Source organism: Janthinobacterium breve, assembly GCF_051380895.1.
In the GTDB taxonomy this organism is placed as follows: domain Bacteria; phylum Pseudomonadota; class Gammaproteobacteria; order Burkholderiales; family Burkholderiaceae_D; genus Janthinobacterium.
The window spans coordinates 419,766-441,178 of the sequence record NZ_JBNYXY010000004.1 but is presented as its reverse complement, the minus strand read 5'-3'; the positions used below and the strand labels follow the sequence as shown (position 1 = coordinate 441,178).

18 protein-coding genes are annotated in these 21,413 nt (G+C 63.3%); 8 read left to right on the top strand and 10 right to left on the bottom strand.

Annotation, left to right across the window (positions count from 1 at the left end; all coding sequences use genetic code 11):
• Positions 1 to 3: 3 nt before the first annotated feature.
• On the bottom strand, positions 4 to 465 hold the full coding sequence (locus ACQ4W0_RS10025; RefSeq protein WP_436576586.1) for an Lrp/AsnC family transcriptional regulator: 462 nt from the start codon (positions 463 to 465) through the stop codon (positions 4 to 6).
• Positions 466 to 564: 99 nt separating this feature from the next.
• Here ACQ4W0_RS10025 and ilvB point away from each other — a divergent pair, with 99 nt between their 5' ends.
• The gene (gene ilvB / locus ACQ4W0_RS10020) at positions 565 to 2,313 is read left to right on the top strand and encodes a biosynthetic-type acetolactate synthase large subunit (protein WP_436576585.1); all 1,749 of its coding nucleotides are present in this window, start codon (positions 565 to 567) and stop codon (positions 2,311 to 2,313) included.
• A 9-nt stretch (positions 2,314 to 2,322) separates the two neighbouring features.
• On the opposite strand, the gene ACQ4W0_RS10015 is transcribed toward ilvB, so the two are convergent.
• Positions 2,323 to 3,180 carry a helix-turn-helix domain-containing protein gene (locus ACQ4W0_RS10015; RefSeq protein ID WP_436576584.1) on the bottom strand — a complete coding sequence of 286 codons (858 nt, stop codon included), beginning with the start codon at positions 3,178 to 3,180 and terminating at the stop codon, positions 2,323 to 2,325.
• Positions 3,181 to 3,188: 8 nt separating this feature from the next.
• Here ACQ4W0_RS10015 and ACQ4W0_RS10010 point away from each other — a divergent pair, with 8 nt between their 5' ends.
• The 5 genes from ACQ4W0_RS10010 to bamE are packed head-to-tail and all read left to right on the top strand — an operon-like array spanning position 3,189 to position 6,744.
• Positions 3,189 to 4,736, top strand: coding sequence for a cytochrome P450 (locus ACQ4W0_RS10010; protein WP_436576583.1), 1,548 nt, complete (start codon positions 3,189 to 3,191; stop codon positions 4,734 to 4,736).
• Positions 4,737 to 4,771: 35 nt separating this feature from the next.
• Complete coding sequence (locus ACQ4W0_RS10005; protein ID WP_436576582.1) at positions 4,772 to 5,233, top strand: GNAT family N-acetyltransferase; 462 nt, start codon at positions 4,772 to 4,774, stop codon at positions 5,231 to 5,233.
• Complete coding sequence (locus ACQ4W0_RS10000; protein ID WP_436576581.1) at positions 5,230 to 5,589, top strand: nucleotide pyrophosphohydrolase; 360 nt, start codon at positions 5,230 to 5,232, stop codon at positions 5,587 to 5,589. The genes ACQ4W0_RS10005 and ACQ4W0_RS10000 overlap by 4 nt, the downstream gene beginning before the upstream one ends.
• 49 nt (positions 5,590 to 5,638) lie before the next feature.
• Positions 5,639 to 6,439 (top strand): hypothetical protein, encoded by an 801-nt coding sequence (locus tag ACQ4W0_RS09995; protein ID WP_436576580.1) that lies wholly within the window; start codon positions 5,639 to 5,641, stop codon positions 6,437 to 6,439.
• Positions 6,436 to 6,744, top strand: coding sequence for an outer membrane protein assembly factor BamE domain-containing protein (bamE, locus tag ACQ4W0_RS09990; RefSeq protein WP_436576579.1), 309 nt, complete (start codon positions 6,436 to 6,438; stop codon positions 6,742 to 6,744). Before ACQ4W0_RS09995 ends, bamE begins: the two co-directional genes overlap by 4 nt.
• A 108-nt stretch (positions 6,745 to 6,852) precedes the next feature.
• Here bamE and ACQ4W0_RS09985 read toward each other — a convergent pair whose 3' ends face one another.
• From ACQ4W0_RS09985 to ACQ4W0_RS09975, 3 genes are all read right to left on the bottom strand, one after another.
• The gene (locus ACQ4W0_RS09985) at positions 6,853 to 8,508 is read right to left on the bottom strand and encodes a methyl-accepting chemotaxis protein (RefSeq protein WP_436576578.1); all 1,656 of its coding nucleotides are present in this window, start codon (positions 8,506 to 8,508) and stop codon (positions 6,853 to 6,855) included.
• A gap of 436 nt (positions 8,509 to 8,944) precedes the next feature.
• Complete coding sequence (locus ACQ4W0_RS09980; RefSeq protein ID WP_436576577.1) at positions 8,945 to 11,107, bottom strand: DEAD/DEAH box helicase; 2,163 nt, start codon at positions 11,105 to 11,107, stop codon at positions 8,945 to 8,947.
• Between the two features lie 271 nt (positions 11,108 to 11,378).
• Positions 11,379 to 12,224 carry an alpha/beta fold hydrolase gene (locus ACQ4W0_RS09975; RefSeq protein WP_436576576.1) on the bottom strand — a complete coding sequence of 282 codons (846 nt, stop codon included), beginning with the start codon at positions 12,222 to 12,224 and terminating at the stop codon, positions 11,379 to 11,381.
• A gap of 134 nt (positions 12,225 to 12,358) precedes the next feature.
• Here ACQ4W0_RS09975 and ACQ4W0_RS09970 point away from each other — a divergent pair, with 134 nt between their 5' ends.
• Complete coding sequence (locus ACQ4W0_RS09970; RefSeq protein ID WP_436576575.1) at positions 12,359 to 13,984, top strand: M28 family peptidase; 1,626 nt, start codon at positions 12,359 to 12,361, stop codon at positions 13,982 to 13,984.
• A gap of 110 nt (positions 13,985 to 14,094) precedes the next feature.
• Here ACQ4W0_RS09970 and ACQ4W0_RS09965 read toward each other — a convergent pair whose 3' ends face one another.
• The 3 genes from ACQ4W0_RS09965 to ACQ4W0_RS09955 all read right to left on the bottom strand — a co-directional run bounded on the left by ACQ4W0_RS09965 (position 14,095) and on the right by ACQ4W0_RS09955 (position 18,592).
• Positions 14,095 to 14,511: an SRPBCC family protein gene (locus ACQ4W0_RS09965; RefSeq protein ID WP_070217725.1), complete on the bottom strand. Its 417-nt coding sequence runs from the start codon at positions 14,509 to 14,511 to the stop codon at positions 14,095 to 14,097.
• Positions 14,512 to 14,640: 129 nt separating this feature from the next.
• Positions 14,641 to 15,339: a dienelactone hydrolase family protein gene (locus tag ACQ4W0_RS09960; RefSeq protein ID WP_436576574.1), complete on the bottom strand. Its 699-nt coding sequence runs from the start codon at positions 15,337 to 15,339 to the stop codon at positions 14,641 to 14,643.
• Between the two features lie 91 nt (positions 15,340 to 15,430).
• Positions 15,431 to 18,592 carry a DUF6701 domain-containing protein gene (locus ACQ4W0_RS09955; protein ID WP_436576573.1) on the bottom strand — a complete coding sequence of 1,054 codons (3,162 nt, stop codon included), beginning with the start codon at positions 18,590 to 18,592 and terminating at the stop codon, positions 15,431 to 15,433.
• A 115-nt stretch (positions 18,593 to 18,707) separates the two neighbouring features.
• On the opposite strand from ACQ4W0_RS09955, the gene ACQ4W0_RS09950 reads away from it, so the two are divergent.
• Positions 18,708 to 19,712, top strand: coding sequence for a GlxA family transcriptional regulator (locus tag ACQ4W0_RS09950; RefSeq protein WP_436576572.1), 1,005 nt, complete (start codon positions 18,708 to 18,710; stop codon positions 19,710 to 19,712).
• Between the two features lie 4 nt (positions 19,713 to 19,716).
• Here the strand turns inward: ACQ4W0_RS09950 and ACQ4W0_RS09945 are convergent, their stop codons facing one another.
• Both ACQ4W0_RS09945 and ACQ4W0_RS09940 read right to left on the bottom strand, forming a co-directional pair.
• Positions 19,717 to 19,950, bottom strand: coding sequence for a hypothetical protein (locus ACQ4W0_RS09945; RefSeq protein WP_436576571.1), 234 nt, complete (start codon positions 19,948 to 19,950; stop codon positions 19,717 to 19,719).
• A 122-nt stretch (positions 19,951 to 20,072) separates the two neighbouring features.
• On the bottom strand, positions 20,073 to 21,179 hold the full coding sequence (locus tag ACQ4W0_RS09940; protein WP_436576570.1) for an S-(hydroxymethyl)glutathione dehydrogenase/class III alcohol dehydrogenase: 1,107 nt from the start codon (positions 21,177 to 21,179) through the stop codon (positions 20,073 to 20,075).
• Positions 21,180 to 21,413 lie beyond the last annotated feature (234 nt).

Here is a 21,413-nt window from a genome sequence, read left to right as displayed (position 1 = left end):
AAGCTAACGCTGCAAAGGCAGGTTGCTCTGCTTGAGCTGGCGCAAGACAAAACTCGATTTGCTGTGGCGGATGCCGGGAATTTTATACAGGCGCTCGCGCAGCAGACGTTCGTAGTCGCGCGTGTCGCTGACGGCAATGCGCAGGTAGTAATCGTAGTCGCCGGAGACGAGAAACGCTTCCAGCACTTCCGGGATCATGGCCAGCGCGTGGCCGAATTCGAACAAGGCCTGGTCGGAATGGTCGTCCAGGGTCACTTGCACGATGACGGTATCGGCCAGCCCCACCTTGGCCGCGTTGACGTTCACCGTGTAGCCCTCGATGACGCCATCGTCTTCCATGCGCTTGATACGCGCCCAGCATGGCGACGAGGTCAGACCCACCTTGGCGCTCAGCTCGTGCAGGCTGATGCGGGCATCCTGCTGCAGGGCCGTCAGGATGGCGAGGTCGAATTTGTCGAGCTTCATTCTGCCAACTCCTAATTTAACAGCAAATTTTGCTGAAGTTGGCATTTTATACGAGAAAACCAGCAGCCTTTTCTGCCGGAGCAAGCAGAAAATAGATCCATGAAACCCGATCCCGCTCCCCTCCTCGCTCCCGCCCACAATCTTGCGCCGCGCAACGGCGCCAGCGTCCTCATCGACACCCTGCTGGCGCTCGGCGTCGACACCGTCTTTGGCTACCCGGGTGGCGCCGTGCTGCCCCTGTATGACGCGCTGCATGCGCAGCCCCGCTTGCGCCACGTGCTGGTGCGCCACGAACAGGCGGCCGTGCATGCGGCCGAAGGCTATGCGCGCAGCACGGGACGGCCCGGCGTGGTCTTCGTCACGTCCGGCCCCGGCATGAGCAACACCACCACGGGCTTGCTCGACGCCCTGTGCGATTCGATTCCCCTCATCTGCATCAGCGGCCAGGTGGCCACCGCCAGCATCGACACGAACGCTTTCCAGGAATGCGACGCGCTGGGCATTTCGCGCCCCGTCACCAAGTGGAACCGGCAAATCCGCACGGCCGACGAGACGGCGGCCGTGGTGCAGGCAGCGTACGCGCAGGCCAGCCAAGGCCGGCCCGGTCCCGTGCTGGTCGATTTTCCCAAGGATATGCAGCTGGCGCAGGTCGCGGCAAGCACGCCGCTGCCGCCCGCCGCCGCAGCGGCCGCGCCCCTGCCCGACAGTACTGACCTGGAGCGGGCCGCCAGCCTGATCGCCTCTGCGCGCCAGCCCGTGTTCTATGGGGGCGGTGGCCTCATCAATTCCGGCCCGGATGCCTGCGCCGCCTTCGGGCTGCTGGTCAAGCTGGCGGCCGCGCCCTGCACCCTGACCCTGCTGGGCCTGGGCGCCTTTCCCGCCTCGCACCCGGCCTTCCTGGGCATGCTGGGCATGCACGGCACGCTGGAGGCGAACCTGGCCATGCACCATGCCGATCTGATCGTCTGCGTGGGCGCCCGCTTCGACGACCGGGTCACGGGCCGCCTGGACGCCTTCTGCCCCGGCGCGAAGATCATCCACATCGATATCGACCCGGCCTCGATCGGCAAGGTGGTGCGCGCCGACGTGGCCCTGCGCGGCGACTGCGCCCCCGTGCTCACCGCCCTGCTGGTGCAACTGCGCGGCCGCTTGCTGGCGGACCGCCAGCCGTGGTGGCAACGCATCGATGGCTGGCGCGCGCAAGACAGCCTGGCGTTCGACGACACGCCGGAAGTGATCGCGCCGCAGGCGCTGATGCGCCGGCTGCAGGCGGCCCTCGACGGACAGGACGCCATCGTCTCCACCGACGTGGGCCAGCACCAGATGTGGGCGGCGCAGCACTTGCGCTTCGAGCAGCCGCGCCGCTGGCTGACGTCGGGCGGCGCGGGCACCATGGGCTATGGTTTGCCGGCCGCCATCGGCGCGCAGATCGCCCATCCCGAAAAATGCGTGGTGTGCGTCAGCGGCGACGCCTCGATCCTGATGAATATCCAGGAACTGGCCACGGCCATGCAGCACCGCCTGCCCGTCAAAGTGGTGTTGTCGAACAATGGCTATATGGGCATGGTGCGCCAGTGGCAGGAACTGCACCACGGCGAACGCTACAGCCACAGCTACACGGAGGCGCTGCCCGATTTCGTCGCCCTGGCGCGGGCGTTCGGCTGGCAGGCGCACACCGTGAGCCGGCGCGAGGAACTCGATGCAGCGCTGGCGGCCTGCCTGGAATCAAGCGGCCCGTATTTTCTCGACGTACGCGTGCATGGCGCAGAAAACTGCTTCCCCATGATGGCGCCCGGCGCGGGGCACCATGAAGTCACGTTGGCGAAAGGCGTCGTCTATACCGAGTAAAACCCCCGTTTAACTCCACACTCGATAAACCCAGTAACTTTCATCATCGCGGCTGGCGCGCGCCAGTTCGGTGGGGCTCAAGCCCGTGAGGGCGCGCACCTCGCGGCACAGGTGAGCCTGGTCGGCGTAACCGCCCTCGGCAGCGATATCGCTCCATGAGGCATTGCCTTGCAGCATGGCCTCGCGCGCGTCGAGAAACGACTGTTCCGCGCGGCGCATGCGGCGCAAGGTGCGCATGGGCTGGCCGGCCCAGGCCTTGATGCGGCGTTCGATATGGCGCGCGCTGCTGGCCAGGCCCGTCGATGCCGCTTGCACGCCCAGGCGGCGCACCCAGTCCTGTATGGCGCCCGCCGGATGGTCACCGCTTTTGCGCGCCAGCGCCCAGCGCGGCGCCAGGAATGCTTCCACCAGCGCGATGCGCGCCGCGTCGTCGGGTGCGGCCAGCACGGCATCGGACAGCGCCAGCCAGTCGGCGTCGAACAGGGGTTCGAGCGGGCGCACCTGGTCGAACAGGACGGCCATGTCGATGCCCGTCAGCACATGCAGGGCGGCCGGATACAGCATCACCATGAACGAGTGCACGGGGCCGGGGTTGTAGCTGACCAGTGGATAGCCGCGCGGGCCGCTGAACAGGGCGGGCGGCATGCGCACATGCAGCAGGTCAGGGCCGGGCGCCGCCGCCTCGACCTCGCCCGCGACGGTCCACAGCAGGCAGCACATGGGCGTGGCAGGAAAACGGTTCAGGCGCTGCGCCGGCGGCAAGGGCGCGCAGCGTGTGGTGTCGCGCACGAGGAAGGCGCGTACGCAGGAAGCGAGCGCGGTACGCGGCGCGATCAAACGGGTCAGGGGCGTAGGGGCGGCAGGCATGGCGACGATTGTACCGGCAATTTCTGGCTGCGCGCGATGTCGTATTCGTTCAAGACGCGGGCGCGCAAGCGCGCTACAGTGAGGTCATTGTCGCCATCCACCTGGAGTACGCCATGCCCCCGCTCGACCACATCGCCGCGCCCGCCGTTACCAAGCCCTTGCGCCAGATCCGCCGCCTGCCGGGGCCATTCGCCCTGCCCATCGTCGGCAACAGCCTGCAGATCAAGCTCACGCGCATCCACCGCGACGTGGAGCAGTGGGTGCAGCGCTACGGCCCCTTCATGCGCGCCTGGTTCGGCCGCACGCTGGTGCTGGTGGTGGCCGACAGCGAGGCTGTCGCCGCCGTGCTGCGCGACCGACCCGACGGGTTTCGCCGCCCCCTGAGCAGCTCCCTCGTCTCCGAGGAAATGGGCGGCATCCCCGGCCTGTTCCTGGCCGAGGGTACGGAGTGGCGCAACCAGCGCCGCATGGTCATGGCCGGCATGGCGCCCGGCGCCATCAAGGCCTATTTCCCGGCGCTGGTGACGGTGGCGCAGCGCCTGCAGCGGCGCTGGCATCTTGCCGCCACGCAAGGCCAGGCGATCAATCTGGACGGCGACCTGAAACGCTACACGGTCGACATCATCGCCGGCCTGGCCTTCGGCACGGAAGTCAATACGCTGGAATCGGGCGAAGACGTGATCCAGCGCCACATGGACGACATCCTGCCCGCCGTGGCGCGGCGCAGCCTGTCCATGTTCCCGTACTGGCGCTATGTCAAGCTGCCCATCGACCGTCGGCTGGACCGCGATGTGGCGGCCCTCTCCGCCGCCGTGGCCGACCTGGTGCAGCAGGCGCGCACGCGCATGGCGCACGACCCGGCGCGCCGCGAGCGTCCGCCCAACCTGCTCGAAGCCATGATTGCCGCCGCCGACCTGGAAGGCAGCGGGGTGACCGACCGCAACGTGGCCGGCAATGTGCTGACCATGCTGCTGGCGGGCGAAGATACGACGGCCAACACGGTGTCCTGGATGATTTACTTGCTGCAATGCAATCCGCACACCCTGGCGCGGGCCCGCGAGGAAGTGCGGCGCCTGGCGCCCGATGTGGCCCATTTCACGATCGAGCAGATGGATAGCCTCGACTACCTGGGCGCCTGCGCCAGCGAGGCCATGCGCCTGAAACCCGTGGCGCCCTTCCTGCCCGTCGAGGCGCTGCGCGACACGGTCATCGGCGATATTGCCGTGCCAGCCGGCACCCTGGTGTGGTGCGTTATGCGCCACGACACGGTGTCCGATGCACACTTTCCCGACGCGCAGGCGTTCCAGCCCGAGCGCTGGCTGGCCGAAGGCGGCGAGGCGAACAACAAGCGCGCCGCCATGCCCTTCGGCGCCGGCTTGCGCACCTGCCCCGGCCGCTACCTGGCTTTGTTGGAAATCAAGATCGCCATGGCCATGCTGCTGGGCAGCTTCGACATCGCCGGCGTCGATACGCCCGATGGCGGCGAGGCGCAGGAACTGATGGGCTTTGTGATGTCGCCCATCGGCCTGACGATGCGCCTGGCGCGGCCGCAGTGATACCATGGAGGACATCTTATTGACTCGACCTCCCCATGACTATCCGCCTGGAATCGCCTCAGCAAGCCGACGTGCAAACCCTGATCGCCGAGCTTGATGCCTATCAACAAACCCTGTATCCGGCCGAGTGCGTGTATTCGCTGGACCTGGCGTCCGTGCCGCCGGACAGCCTGCTGTTTGCCGTTGCCCGCGATGCGGCGGGCACGGCGCGCGCCTGCGGCGCCATCGTCGTCACGCCCGATTTCGGCGAAGTCAAGCGCATGTATGTGCATCCGGACAGCCGCGGCCTGGGCCTGGCAAAGCGCCTGCTGGCCTTGCTGGAAGAACAGGCGCTGGCGCGCGGCTGCCGCTTGCTGACCCTGGAGACGGGCATCCACCAGCCCGCAGCCATCGCCCTGTACGCGCGCCACGGCTATCGACAGCGCGGACCCTACGGCGACTATCCCGACGATCCGTTCAGTGTCTTCATGGAAAAACCGCTGCAGGTGGCTGCATGACCGCGCCCACCGACAGCTTGCTCGACATCCGCGCGCGCCTGCTTGCCTTTGCCGAGGAACGCGACTGGGACCAGTTCCACACACCGAAAAACCTGGCCATGGCACTGTCCGTGGAAGTGGCGGAACTGGCCGAGCACTACCAGTGGCTGCCCACGGGCGCGGACGCCGAGCTGGACGAGGCGAAGCGCACGGGCATCCGCCACGAGCTGGCCGACGTGCTGATGTATCTGGTGCGCCTGGCCGACAAGAGCGGCGTCGACCTGCATGCGGCCGTACTGGAGAAAATGGAACTCAACGCGCAGAAATACCCGGCGCAGCAGGTGCGCGGCGACGCACGCAAGTATAGCGAGTACTGATGCCCCCATCCGTGCGTGGCTGCTGCCTGAAAAGGCGTAGCATCCAGGCATGCGTATTCCTCCCTCCCTGCTGCTCGCCGGCTTGCTCGCTGCTCCACCGTACAGCACTATTGCGCTGGCGCAAACTGCGCCCGTGCCGCAAGTGAAAGTGGATGCCACGCGCGACCCCGTGGATAAATCCTACCGCAAGATGCTGCAGGGCGTGGACCGCTTCGAGCGCGACCATGCGCTGGCGCCGCAGGCGGTGTTGCGCTTTCGCTTGCTGCCGCGCCAGCCCGGCGTGGACATGACGGGCGTGCAGCTGCGCATCGCCGGCGATACTGTCAGCATCCCGTTACCATTGGCGCAGGACAACAGCTTTGCCCCCGTGCGCCATGCGCAAGCCGCGCGCGAAGATGCCGTCCTGATCGCCAACCGCAGGGCTTCCACCATGAGCTGGCGCGCACAAGTCATCACGCCCGGCTTGCCGCCCGGCACGCGGCGCCTGGGCGACTTGCGCCTGGAATGCCGCGCCGGCATGGATTCCGGGCTGATCTCGAACGACCCGCAAATCATCGCCTGGCTGTCCAGCATGCTCTACAGCACCGACAAGGTGTGTTCCGAGCCGGACGGCAATTATTTGTTCTTCACCGAGCGGCCCCTGTTCGGCGTGACTCTCGTGCATGGCGAGCGCAGGGTCACGCTAGCATTCAAGATGCTGTACGCGGGCGGCGAGCAAACGTCCGCCTCGCTACCCTATTGCGATTGCCAGGTCTTGCTCGACCGCACGTATTACGCGCCCCTGTGGGACGCCAGTTGGCCCGACGATACCTTGCTGGAATTTACTTACATGGACGAGGTGGCGCCATGAAGCGGCTGGCATTTCCCGTGCTGGCATTGCTGGCCGCCTGTTCCGGCACGCGCGCCTTGCAGGTAAGCAAGAATGTACCTTACACAACGCTGGAGCAGACGGTGCAGCCGGGCAGCAGCACGCGCGAACAGGTGCGCGCGGCGCTGGGAGACAGCACGTCCATCCGTTTCGACAGCGGCAATGAAGTGTGGATGTACAGCTACCCCGCCGCCGCAGGCACGCAGGGCGAGTATGTGATCCTGTTTGGCGGGGATGGGGTGGTACGGAAGGTGCGCAGCGGGGAAGTGTATCGGGTGAAGAAGTAATGACTGTAGCGCGTAGTTGGCGGCCGGTAAATTGGGGGCAGACCCGACGGGGGAATGCGCCCCAATGGGGAGCATTCCGATCACGCAGTGACTGACCCCAGCATTTTGCTACCTCGCCTTTAACAGCGCCCTTGCCGCCACGCCCGCACCCACGTTGCGGCCCACGCCGGCAGCCTTGCGCCTGGGCGACGCCTTCAGTTTGAAAATGCCGATCGACTTGGCTACGCTGTCGGTGCGCTGCGCCAGGTTGGTGGCAGCCGCAGCGGCCTGCTCCACCAGCGCCGCATTCTGCTGCGTGATGCCATCCATCTGGATGACGGCCTGGTTGACTTGCCCGATGCCCTGGTTCTGCTCGCGCGTGGTGGAAGAAATCTCATCCATCACTTCCGTCACGCGGGCCACCGAGGCGATCACTTCCGCCATGGTGGCGCCCGCATTGCTGGTCAGCACGCTGCCCGCATTCACGGTAGCGATCGAATGGTCGATCAGATTCTTGACTTCCTTGGCCGCCGTCGCCGAGCGCTGCGCCAGGCTGCGCACTTCACCAGCTACGACGGCGAAGCCGCGGCCATGCTCGCCCGCACGCGCCGCTTCCACGGCCGCGTTCAAGGCGAGAATGTTGGTCTGGAAGGCAATACCGTCGATCAGGCCGATGATGTCGAGAATCTTGCGCGACGAGGTGCTGATTTCATTCATCGTGGTGACCACTTCGCTGACGATGGTGCCGCCCTTGGCCGCGACGGTGGACGCTTGCGCCGCCAGGTTGTTGGCCGTGGCCACGTGGTCGGCGCTATTTTGCACCGTGGACGTCAGTTCTTCCATGCTGGCCGCCGTCTGTTCCAGACTGGAAGCCTGCGATTCCGTGCGGCTGGACAAGTCCATATTGCCAGTGGCAATTTCCGCCGTCGTGACGCGGATATCCTCGAAGTTGGCGCGCACGTCGCCGATGATGCTGTGCAGGTTGATGTTGGTCTGGCGCAAGGCCGCCATCAATTGACCCATATCATCATCACGCACCTTGTCGATGACGCCCGTCAAGTCGCCACCGGCCATCTTGCGCGCCACCGTGATGGCGTCGCCCAGGGGCGCGACCAGCGAATTGTGCAAATGGGTCCAGAAATACAGCATCAGTGCGACGGCTGCGGCGGCAACGCCACTAAGCCAGCTGCGCGTGGCCGTACTCGTATCGCCATCGATATTCCACACGGCGCAGCCGAGGATGGCCAGCACCACGCCAAAGACGATGCAATGCAGGGCCAGGTCTTGCGACAGGCTCAGCTTGCGCCACCCGGCCAGCTTGGCGGCCCAGCCCTGACGTTCGACGCGGCCATTGCGGATCGCCAGCCTTGCGGTGTTGCCATCTTTAAAACTTTTATACAGGGCTGCCGCTTCGTTGATCTGCTCGCGCGTGGGCTTGGTACGCACGGACATGTAGCCGATCGGGCGGCCATTTTCGATGACGGGCGTGATATTCGCAAAGACCCAGTAAAAATCGCCATTCTTGCAGCGGTTCTTGACCATGCCGGTCCATGGCATGCCCGTCTTGATGGTATCCCACAGGTCGGCAAACGCTTCGGCCGGCATATCGGGATGACGCAGAATATTTTGTGGCGCACCCAGCAGTTCCATTTCTGAAAAACCGCTGACTTCAATGAAATACTGATTGGCGTAATTGATGTTTCCCTGTAAATCCGTAGTGGAAACAATCGTCATGCCTTCATTTAATACGTATTCATTTTGCGTGATAGGCGTATTGACCCGCATCGTCGCTCCTCTATTTTTTTCAACTAGCATAACAAAAACATAAAAACAATATACCACATCAAGCACCAGCGAGATATCGCCACGGCGACAGTGGCGCTGGTCAAATAATTTAATAAAAATCAATTTCTTTATGTTTTAGAATTTACTTTAATCCAACTTGATTGACTTTATTGAAATTCAAAATTTCAATAGCATGCAGTATGAATAATTAATTAAATATTATTTATTGTTATCCGGCGCGATAAACAAGCCGCCTGCGCCGATTAAAAGATGGCGACGGCTGGCCAATAGAAAAAATACATGGCGCAGCCATCCGCATTAGTAACGGAGCAATAAGGTTCAATTCTTGAGGGGAAATAAAAACTGGCGCGAACGCGCCAGTGGGGGATATGTCTCCAATCCGCGACACAGGCGCCGCAGCGCCTGTGGGGATGGCTTACTTAAATGACTTACGCGGCGGGGACTTCGGACGCGCCGGCGCAGGTTTACGCTCCGTCGTGCCGTCATCAAGGCTGATGCGCAGTTTCTGGCCCGAGACCACGACCGATTTCAGATGGTCGAGGATTTCCGGCGGCATGCCTTCCGGCAAGTCCAGCACGCTGTAGTTGTCAAAGATATCGATGCGGCCGATATGCTTGGCTTCCAGATTCGCTTCGTTGGCGATGGCGCCGACGATGTTGCTTGGCGTCACGGCATGCTCACGGCCCACTTCGATGCGGTAAGCCGTCACGCCTGGGCGTGGACGTTCCTTCTTCGGCGCGCGCGGCGCTGGTGCCGCGTCGTCCGCGTCGGCCGGCGCATCCTTGAACGCTGGCGCGGACTTGGCTGCAAACGGCTTGCGCGGCGCGGCTGGCGGCGCCAGGTCCGGTGCGTCGCCATCGCGGCTGATACGCAGCTGCTGGCCCGCTACCCACACGGTTTTCAGCTGGTCCAGCAATTCCTTCGGCATGCTATCTGGCAAGTCCAGCACGCTGTAGTCGTCATAGATTTCGATGCGGCCGATGTTTTTCGAATCAATGCCCGCTTCGTTGGCGATGGCGCCCACGATATTGCCCGGTTTCACGCCATGCTGATGACCTACCTCAATGCGGAAGGTTTGCATGCCGGCGTCGGCTGGACGCTGGATGCGTTCCTTTTTCGGGAAGGCAGGACGTTCGCCGCGTTCGCTGCGCTCGTTACGCTCAAAGCGGTCGCCCCGTTCCGGACGGTCGTTGCGTTCGAAGCGGTCTTGGCGCACAGGACGGTCGTCTTGCCACGTGGCTTGCTCGCGCGCCTTGTTCTTGTCCAGCAACAAAGGCACATTGCCACGCGCCATCTTCGCCAGGGCGGCGGCGATTTCGATGGCGGGAATGTTCTGTTCGCGTTCGAAATCTTCGATCAGCGACTGGAACTGCTCCAGTTCGCCCAAGGCCAGGGTTTCGCTGATCTGTTCCTTGAACTTGGCGATACGCACGTCGTTGACGGCCTGGATCGTCGGCAGTTCCAGCATGCCGATCGGCTGGCGGGTCGAGCGTTCGATGGCTTTCAACAAGTTCTTTTCACGCGGGGTGATGAACAAAATCGCTTCGCCGCTGCGGCCGGCGCGGCCCGTGCGACCGATACGGTGGGTATAGCTTTCCGGATCGTGCGGCACGTCGTAATTGACGACGTGGCTGATGCGCTCGACGTCCAGGCCGCGGGCGGCCACGTCGGTTGCCACGAGGATGTCGATCTTGCCGTCTTTCAACTGCTGGATCGTGCGCTCGCGCTGCGCTTGCTGGATGTCGCCATTGATGGCGGCAGCCGAGAAGCCGCGTGCCTGCAGCTTGCCGGCCAGCTCTTCCGTGCCCAGCTTGGTGCGGGCAAAGATGATCATGCCGTCAAACACTTCCGCTTCCAGGATGCGGGTCAATGCGTCCAGCTTGTGCATGCCCGACACCAGCCAGTAGCGCTGGCGAATGTTGTCAGCCGTGCCCGTCTTCGCGGCGACCGTCACTTCGGCCGGGTTCACCAGGTAAGTGGTGGCGATGCGCTTGATGACGGAAGGCATGGTGGCCGAGAACAGGGCCGTTTGATGGCCTTCCGGCGTTTCTTTCAAGATGCGTTCGACATCGTCGATAAAGCCCATGCGCAACATTTCATCGGCTTCATCCAGCACCAGCGTTTTCAGCTTGGACAGGTCGAGCGAACCCTTGTCCAGGTGATCGATGACGCGGCCAGGGGTGCCGACGATGACATGCACGCCGCGGCGCAAGGCCGACAGCTGCGGGCCATAGCTTTGGCCGCCGTAGATCGGCAGCACGTGGAAGCCGGGAATGTGGGCAGCGTACACCTGGAACGCTTCGGCGACCTGGATGGCCAGTTCGCGCGTCGGTGCCAGGACCAGGGCTTGGGGTGAGCTTTGTTTCAGATCAATGCGCGACAGGATAGGCAAGGCGAAGGCGGCGGTCTTACCCGTGCCTGTTTGCGCCTGGCCCAGCACGTCGCGGTTAGCGAGCAATAATGGAATCGTGGCCGCCTGGATAGGCGACGGTGTTTCGTAACCGACATCCTTGAGCGCGCGAATCAGCGGCTCGCTCAGTTTAAGGTCGGAAAATAAGGAAATTGGTGTATCAGACATGAAATCACTCACAAGTTCGCTCGAATCGCCCAATGCGAAAGAGTGTATCTGCTAGTTTACTCTTTACTGGACCTTACCGGGTGGCTGCATGCCGCAGAACGCCGTTTTTTGCGGCATATCTACCGAAAAAAGGCAGAAAAATCGGTGATCCGCATGCAATTGGCGCGTGATTTTGCCAACATTAAACGATACACAACAATATGCCGCCCACGCCTGTTCTGCGCGGCAATAGCAACGGCGGGCGCCTCGACGCGACGGCACCCGCCCCGTTTCAGGTACGCAAGAATTCCAGCAAGTCCTCGTTCAGGCGGTCCTTGTGCGTCGTCGCCAGGCCGTGCGGCGCGCCCGCATACACAAGCAGCTTGCTGCCGATGATGAGCTCAGCCGTGCGCCGCGCCGAGGCGGCGATGGGCACGATCTGGTCATCGTCGCCATGGATCACCAGGGTCGGCACGTCGAACCTGGCCAGGTCGCTGGTGAAATCCGTTTCCGAAAATTGCTTGATGCACAAATAGGATGCCGGCATGCCCGCCTGCATGCCTTGACGCCAGAAACTGTCGCGCACGCCCTGTGACGGTGTTGCGCCGGGCCGGTTGTAGCCATAGAAAGCCTCGCTCAAGTCGCGGAAGAATTGGCTGCGGTCGGCCTGCACGCCCGCACGGATGGCGTCAAAGGCAGACAACGGCAGGCCCAGCGGATTTTCCGTAGTTTGCAGCATCAGGGGCGGCACGGCGCCTACCAGCACGGCGCCCGCCAGGCGCTGCGTGCCGTGGCGGCCGATGTAGCGCGCCACCTCGCCACCGCCCGTCGAGTGGCCCACCAGGGTCGCGCCTGTCAAGTCCAGCGCCTCGATCAGCGCAGCCAGGTCATCGGCATAGGTATCCATGTCGTTGCCACCGAAAGGCTGGCTGGAGCGGCCGTGGCCGCGCCGGTCGTGCGCGATGACGCGGTAGCCATGCGAGGCCAGATAAAACATCTGGTCTTCCCATGCGTCGGACGACAGGGGCCAGCCGTGGCTGAAAACGACGGGCGGGCCGCTGCCCCAGTCCTTGTAGTAGATCAGGGTGCCGTCGGCGGTACGCAGGGTATTGTTCGATTGCAAGTCGGTGGCAGTCATGGAACGCTCCTAGTCGGTGGGCCAGCGGCCATTGTGGCCGCAATGGCGCGCGCACGCCGCGCGCTACGCTGGAGCATTGCGGTAGAGTAAGATTGCCGCTGCTTTGCCTTCCCGTATTCACTTTTGGAGTTGTCATGCGTTTTCCCATCGTCCTCGCCGCCAGCCTGTTCAGCACGGCCGCCCTTGCCCAACCGCTCGTTGCCGAAGCGCCCCTGCGCGCCCATCTGTCCTTCCTGGCCGACGACTTGCTCGAAGGACGCGGCACGGGCCAGCGCGGCGGCGACCTGGCCGTGCGCTACCTGGAAACCCAGGCGGCCGTGGCCGGCCTGCAGCCCCTGAAAGATGGCAGCTACCGCCAGGCGCTGACCATCGTCGGCAGCAAGGCATTGCCATCAAGCAAGGTCACGTTCAGCGCGGGCGGCAAGACGCTCGCTCCCGCCTTCGGCAAGGACATCGTCTTTGGCGCCTCCAACGGCCAGCAGACAGTGGCGTTCGACGCGCCCGTCGTGTTTGCCGGCTACGGCATCCGCGCGCCAGAGGAGCGCTGGGACGATTTCAAGGGTTTTGATTTAAAAGGGAAATTGGTCATCATGATGGTCAACGACCCGCAACCCACCGCTGCCGAACCGCAGCGCTTTGCCGGCAAGTCCCTCACGTATTACGGCCGCTGGGTCTACAAGTACGAGGAAGCGCTGCGCCAGGGCGCCGCCGGCGTCTTGCTGATACACACGACGGCATCGGCGTCGTATCCGTGGTCGGTGCCGGCCAACGGCTTCGGCCACGAGCGCTTCAGCCTGGCCGGCGCGGGTAACGCCATGGAAGGCTGGCTGCAGGAAGACATGGCGCGCGCCCTGTTCCAGGCGGGCGGACAGGACCTGGACGCCTTGCGCACGCAGGCTGAAACGCGCGAGTTCCGCCCCGTGGCCCTGGACGCCACGGTCAAGGTGCAGCTCGACAGCCAGGTCCGCAGCATCGAGCAATTCAACGTGGCCGGCATCGTGCCGGGCACGGACCCGAAACTGAAGGACGAAGCTGTCATTTACTCGGCCCACTGGGATCACCTGGGCAAGGATGACGAAGGCAGCGGCCAAGGTGTCAAACAGGGCCAGAGCGACCATATCTACAACGGCGCCATCGATAACGCCTCGGGCGCGGCAGCCCTGCTGGCCATGGCGCAGGTGGCCGTGAAACAACCGGCGCGCCGCACGCAAATCTTCCTGTGGCCGGCCGGCGAGGAAACGGGCATGCTGGGCAGCACGGCCTACACGCGCGCGCCTTTATGGCCGCTGGCGAAAACGGCAGCCGACCTGAACCTCGACAGCATGAACTTCGTCGGCAAGACGCACGACATCGGCGTGGCCGGCGCCGAGCGCAGCAGCCTGTACGCGAGCGCCGCCAGGGTGGCCAAGCGCATGGGCCTGCGCCTGGCGCCCACCATTCCCGACCTGTCGGGCGCGTTTTACCGGGCCGACCATTTTGCCTTCGCCAAGGCCGGCGTACCCGCCTTCAACGTGGGCTCGGCCGTGTTTTCCGGCGACGGCTCGTTCGATTTCGTCAAGGAGCCGAAAGCCTCCGGCGAGCGCCTGGTGGCGTTCAAGAAGGATTACCACCAGGTCACCGATGAATACCACCCGTCGTGGGACTTGTCGGGCATGGTGCAGCAGGCGCAGTTCACCCTGAACCTCGGCTATGAAGTGGCGAACGACAAGAACTTGCCTACATGGAACAAGGGCGAGGCGTTTGGCAAGGTAAAACGCTAAGAGGGTAACAATGTTTTAACCCGCAAAGCAAAAAAGGCCGGGGTCAGTCACTGCGTGATCGGAATGCCCCCATTGGGCGCATTCCCCCAACGGGTCTGACCCGCAATGATTCAAATTGCCATGATGCGTTTCAGGTCGACGAATGCGGTCTCATACAGATGTTGAAACGCGCCCACCATGACCTCTTCCACGCCTTCGGCCGCGTCGAACTCGCTTGACCATTCCGCCACGCAGGAAGCGGCGCCCGGTTCACCCGTGACGCGCAGGGTGGAGCGATAGTTCTTGACGGGGATCGGGCCCGAGACGATGGTATAGCTGTAGCTCTTGTCCGCTTCGCTGTAGCTTTGCAGGCGTTCGGCGATGATGGCGCCGTCCGTGGTTTTCAGGCGGCGCACGCGGCCGCCATGCTCGGACAGGCTGGTCTTGATGGAACTCGACCATTCAGCCAGCGACTGGAAGCCGCCGATAAAATCCCACACGCGTTCGGCGCTTGCCGCCAATGTTACAGAAACAATTACTTGGGCCATCTTTAATTCGGTTCCTCATCCAGGTTTGCCGGGCGCGGTGCCCGGCCGGCCGGAGTTGCCCGGCACAGCCGCTATTTTAGCGCCCATGCGGCTTTGCTGCCGAGTCGATGGCGCTTGCCGCTCTCCCGCTTACAGATTTTCCGCCAGGAAGATCAAGGAATTGCCGTGAGCGTGGGCTGCGGCGCGTTGCTGGTAGCTGTCGCGGTGGGTGCAGTTGAAACCGTGCTCGGCGCCCGGGTAGATATGGATTTCCACGTCTTGCCGGTCTTCGAAGCGCTCGGCGATCTTTTGCACGGCGTCCGGCGAAATATGGCTGTCCTTGCCGCCGAAATGCATGAGCAGCGGCACCGTGATCTGGTCGGCCAGGTCCAGCTTGTTCTGGATGCCGCCGCCGTAATAGGCGATGGCCGCATCGACCAGGCCGGCCGCAGCCGTTTGAAACGACAAACGGCCACCGAAGCAGTAGCCGACCGAGGCCAGCTTGCCCGTCACTTCCGGACGCGCGCGCAAGGCGGCGACGGTGGCGGCGATATCGCTGTCGGCGTGGGGATTGTCGGTGGCTTGCATCAGTTCCACGGCGCGCTTCCAGCCCGCTTCGTCATAGCCCAGCTCGATGTGTGCGCCCGCGCGCCAGAACAGGTCAGGCACCAGCACCACGTAGCCATCGGCCGCGTACTGGTCGGCCACGGCGCGGATGTGCTCGTTGACGCCGAAAATTTCCTGCAACAGGATGATGGCGGGACCCTTGCCCACGTGCGGCACGGCCAGGTAAGCCTGGAAGCTGCCGTCCGGGCCGGCGATATCGATCCACTGCGAAGTTGTGCTCATAGAAACTCCAGTCTGAGGTTGGGGGAATGCCACAGCCAGGCATGTTACTGGTTTTTCGCCCTGTCTGCGCCCGTCCCCCTTTTGTCCTGCCTCAATACATCTCGCGCAGGTAAATCACGGGACCGGATCGCAAGACGCCAAAGACGACGGTGCCCACCGTGCTGGGCAGGTAAGACAGGCCGGGTACGGAGACGTCGACGCTGCCCGGCACGCCAGGGGCCAGCAACATCAGGCGCCCGTTAGGCGAAGGCAAAAACCCGGCGACAAAGGTATAACTACCATCCTGCACCTTCGCGGCGCCATTGCACGCGCCGCCCCCCGAAGTGAGCATCTTGCGGCAGTTGGCCAAAACGACGTTGGCCCGGGTAAATGTGGTGACGCTGTCGGACGCATTGCTCACCCAGCGCCCATTCCAGTACTGCACTTGCACGGGCAGCCGGATGGGCAAGCGCTCGGAACCATAGCTGTTCGGCACCATCATGCGCCCCGTCAGGACGGTCAACTGCCCTTCCGTCCCCGAGGCGGACGGCGCCGACGTCACGACGGTCTCGCCCGGATACGTGGTGGTGGCGCGAAACAGCACGTCGGTGGGCGGCGCCAGCGCTACCGCACCGGCAGGCACCGCGTATGCGCCGGGAAAGCGATAAGCGATGACGGTGTCGGCCACGCCTCCTTTGAAATTGCTTGCGGCGATACCGCTCACGACAGTCTGGGCGGCTGTGCCATCGGTAAGCTGGCTACCCGCAGGATCGGCCGGTGGCAAAGCCGTCTTGCCAGTGGCGGCATCGTAGGCCTGCAAAGCCACGTTCACCGGCAAGCTCTTGTCCTGACCGTCAAAATTGATCGTCGTCGCATTCGATGCATTCTGCGCCGTGATGCGCAAGCCAAACGCTTGCCTGGAATACACAAAGTTGCCCACGGTCTGACCCGGCTGCGCGCCCACGCACGTCAGTGGCGCCACGCACCGCATGGGCACCGTCCCGGTCACTGCCGTCGCGAAGTGGTGGGGAATGAATTGCACATTGGCGCTATTGCCTGTTGCCAACGGTGGCGTGATGCCATTGACAGGTGGCAACGTCCACCCCAGGTAGGCAGGCAAGCTGGCGGTAAACTGGATAGTGCCCACTTCCGGCCAGCCCATGTTCGCGGCCGTTCCTATGCCATTACCGTTATTGAAAGTCAAACTGCCCGCCACCTCGGGGTCGCGGCGGCCGGTAAACAAGGGCGCGACGATGGCGTGCCCCAATTGCACGGTTTGCGCCGTCGCTTCCTTGCCAAAATTGGGCGTCACCACCCCGAGCGCATTCAGCGCCGATACACTGATCGTGGTAGCTGGCGCCACTGGCGTCACGGCCAGGCCGGCGCGCTGCGGCGTGGCGATCGCGCCAAACACAAAACGCTTCGGCACGACGATGACATCGGCGTTGCCCGTCATGCTCAAGCCGGCGTCGCCAGTATTGGCCGACCCTGTATAGGTAGCCGCCAAATTCACCTTCCCAACGTCCGCATAGGACATGGTGGCCGTGGCGACGCCCTGGCCGTTGAATGCCAGGTTGACAGTTTTCCCCACGGCACTGCAAGCACTGCTGTTATCCGCCGCCAGGGCAATGAAGGCGCCAGTGCCTTTGATAAAGACGGGCAAGCTGCCGCTGGCGGGATTGCTGTAGCCACAAGCGAGCGTCAAGTCCTTGTTCTTGTTGGCAAACAGGGGCATGCAGGCTTGCTGATTGGGGCTGGCCTGCACCGCGCTGATGTCAAACGACGGCTGCGTGGCCGAGACATGGTTGACGGGAGTGACAATCAAACCTGTTTCCGCGAAATTCATAACGCAACTGGTGCTCTTGTCCGAGGCGCGCTTGCACACCAGCGCGCCCGTGGCGCCGGTCACGCTCGTCAGACTCAGGGTGGCACTGCCGACAGCGTACTGGCGCACAGTGGCTGTTGCCACGCCGCTGCTGTCGATCTGCGTCGCCGTGCCGCCGGGACTGACGGTGACAGTCGCGCCGCCCGTGTACTTGCTGCTACAAGCCGCATCCGCGCACGCCGTCACCGTTACCGTCTGCGGCGCGCACGTCAGGGCCGTGCCCGAATGATCAATCTGGAAATGGTGGGGAGCGGCCTGCGTGCCGGGGCCGCATTTCGGCCCCATGGGGTCAGTGTAGGGCCAGCCGCTGTTGTTCGTCACGCAACTGCACGGATTGGATGGCGTATAGGCCTTGCAAGTGATGGTTTGCTGCACCCGGCCCTGCCAGCCCAGGGTGATGTGGTCAACCAGGGCGTTGCCGGTGATGTAGGCGTTGGAGGAATCCAGGGTCACGTTGCCGCCCTCCACATTCCCCTTGACGCCATTGCCGGAGGCGATGCTCAGGGAATTGCTCGCCTTCACATCGCCCGTGACGAGCAGGCCGGACGCCCTCAGGTCGATGGTCGGCGATGTCAGGTTGCCCTGGATCTGGCTACCGGAACCGACGGTCAGCGAGGTGCTGGCCGTGATATCGCCCTGCACCTGGCTGCTGGCCGCGTCAATGCTGACGACGGGCGCCTTGGTAGTGCCCTTCAGGTTACTGCCCGAACCCAGGCTGAAGGCATTGACGGCCGTCACGTCACCCGTGATCGTCACGCTGGAACTGGTGGTGATGCTGCTGCCGTTGATGGGCCCCGTTATGGTCGAACTTGATCCGATGCTGACGCTGCCGTTGGCCTTCACGCTGCCGCTGATGGTGACGTTGGAACTGCTGGTGATGCTGCCACCGTTGATGGCGCCATTCAGCGTCGAGCCGGCGGAAATGTCGATATTGCCCGTGGCCGTGATATTGCCCGTCACTTTCACGGGCGTGCCGCCCACGGAGACGGACGCCGCCGAGATATCGGCCACGATCACCGTGCCGCCCTGCGCCCCTACATTGAAATTACCGCCTTTGGCAGTCAGGCTGCCACCCGTAATCTTCAGGTTGGGCGGATTGACATTGCTGATGTCGAGATTCCGGTTGGCCGTCAGGGCCGCCGTGCCGCTCATGCTCAAGCCCTGGTTGTAGCCGATGCTCACGTCGCTGTTGACCGTCACGCCATAGCCGCTGGCGATGACGACATTGTCGGTGCTGCCCATGATCAGGCTGGCGCAAGTGTATTGGGTGCTTGACGCTGGCAGGGCACAGCCGCTGACGCTGCCGCCATTGAAATTGAGCGTGGCCGCCTGGGCAAGAGTGGAGTACAACAAGAGTGTCAGGGTGGAAAAAAATGGAAGTAAGCGCACGATATTCAGGAATTCGATGAATGGGAAGACAGCGGGCGCGTGGGTTACTCCATGCTAATCTATGTCCTCGCTGTTGTTGCATTATGGCAGTATTTTTCACCCTCGCACATATCGCATGATCAAGCAAAGCCCCAAAGAATTCCCCCTGCGCACCGTCGACATCATCGTCTACCCGGGCTTCAAGGCGCTCGAAGCCATCGGCGCCATGAAAGTTTTTGACTACGCCAACACCCATTTGCGCCTGCGCAATCTGCCCGGCGGCTACGACGTGCGCATCGTGTCGACGGCCATCGGCCCCGTCGAGTCCGACACCCTCATGTCACTGCACGCGAGCAAGGCGCTCGATGTGAACCGCCTGCCCGACCTGGCCGTCATCGTCGGCTGCCACCATGTCGAGCAGGTGCTGCACGACATCCCCGCCCTGGCCGCCTGGGTGGCCGAAGCGGCGCCGCGCATCGCTACCCTGGCGGCCCTGTGCACGGGCTGCTTCTTTCTGGCCGAGGCGGGCGTGCTCGACGGCAAGAGCGCCGCCACGCACTGGAGCGCCGTGGACAGCCTGCGCCAGCGCTATCCATTGATACAGGTCAATGCCGATGCGATTTTCGTGCGGGAGGGGAAATTCTGGACGTCGGCCGGCGTGACGGCCGGCATCGACCTGGCCCTGGCCCTGGTGGAAGACGATTTCAGTCGCGATATCGCGCTGGAAGTGGCGCGCGACCTGGTGGTGTACCTGAAACGGCCCGGCGGCCAGTCGCAGTTTTCCGTACACCTGTCGAGCCAGATGACGACGCATCCGACCATCCGCCAGTTGCAGGGCTGGATCATGGAACACCTGGCCGAAGAGCTCACGGTGCCGCTGCTGGCGGCCAGGCTGGCCATGAGCGAACGCAATTTTACGCGCGTATTCCAGCGCGAAACAGGCAGCAGCCCCACGGAGTTCATCGAAACGGCCCGCTTTGAAGTGGCGCGCCGCTTGCTGGAAGACAATGTGTCCTCCTTAAAACAGGTGGCTGTGCAAGCGGGCTTGCACAGCGAGGAAAGGCTGCGCCGCCTGTTTCAAAAGAAACTCGCCATCACGCCACGCGACTACCGCGAACGCTTTTCCAGCACGGCGCGCTAGGAATTCAGCGCAGCTTGCCGTGACGCGCGTGGCGCGTGGCCAGCTGCCGGCGCTGGCGGGCCAGCGGTGTAAACAGGAGGGCGCACAGCAGGAAAGTGGCAAGCAAGCCCAGCCACATGGTGGACGAAGCCAGAATGGCGGCATCGCGCCACCATAGCGCCGCCAGCGAACACAGGGCAGCGGCCAGGAAGACGGGCAGCATGCGCCGCAAGGTCAGCAAATAGGCAGTGGCGAACATGCAAGGCTCCCATCTCAAGGCGACGTGGCGATGCCTTCACACTAGCAGGGGCAGGCAGCGAAGTACAGCCTGCCGCCCTGCCCCGTCAGTCAAGTGTTGCGCAAGGAGCACATCCGTGAAGATTAGTACAACACCACGGAACGGATCGATTCGCCGCTCTTCATCAAGTCGAAGCCCTGATTGATGTCTTCCAGCTTCAGGCGGTGCGTGATCAAGTCGTCAATATTGAGCTTGCCTTCCATATACCAGTCGACGATCTTTGGCACGTCTGTGCGCCCGCGTGCGCCGCCGAAGGCCGAACCGCGCCATTCGCGCCCCGTTACCAGCTGGAACGGGCGCGTGGAAATTTCCTGCCCCGCTGCCGCCACGCCGATGATGAACGATTTACCCCAGCCCTTGTGCGTGCACTCGAGCGCCTGGCGCATCAAGGTCGTGTTGCCGACGCATTCAAAACTGTAGTCGGCGCCGCCATCGGTCAGTTGCACGATGGCATCGACGACGTTTTCCACCTCGTTCGGGTTGATAAAATGCGTCATGCCGAACTTGCGGGCGATGGCCTGGCGCGCAGGATTGATGTCGATACCGATGATTTTATCGGCGCCGACCATCTTCGCCGCCTGGATCACGTTCAGGCCGATGCCGCCCAGGCCAAATACGGCCACATTGGCGCCCGCTTCCACCTTGGCCGAGAACAGCACGGCGCCCACGCCCGTCGTCACGCCGCAGCCGATGTAGCAAACCTTGTCGAACGGCGCATCTTCGCGGATCTTCGCCAGGGCGATTTCCGGCACCACGATATAGTTGGAAAAGGTCGAGGTGCCCATGTAGTGGAACAAGGGCTGGCCATGCAGGGAAAAGCGGCTAGTGGCGTCCGGCATCAGGCCACGCCCCTGCGTGGAGCGGATGGCCTGGCACAGATTCGTCTTTTGCGACAGACAGAACTTGCACTGGCGGCATTCCGGCGTGTACAGGGGAATGACGTGGTCGTCCTTTTTCAGGGTCGTCACGCCCGGGCCCACGTCGACGACGACGCCCGCGCCTTCATGGCCGAGGATGGCAGGGAAGATGCCTTCCGGGTCGGCGCCCGACAGGGTGTAGTAATCGGTGTGGCAAATGCCCGTGGCTTTCAGCTCGACCAGCACTTCGCCGGCGCGCGGGCCGGCCAGGTCGACTTCTTCGATGGTCAACGGGGCGCCCGCCTTCCAGGCAATCGCGGCTTTGGTTTTCATGGGGATTCTTCCTGCTCGGGTTCAGATGCGCCATTATCGGACGCTGGCGGGCATGGCGGGGCCAGCGGCGGCGCGCTTGTCTGAAAACGCGGCGCATTTGTCCGATGCCGCCGCACCGTGCAACAGCGCACGGAAGCGCGGTGTGTGACAGGCGTACGCTTGTGCAAGCTCAATCCTGCGGACAGCAAAACGCGCATTCTTGACGCAACAGCATTCCCTTGATGCATCGCACCG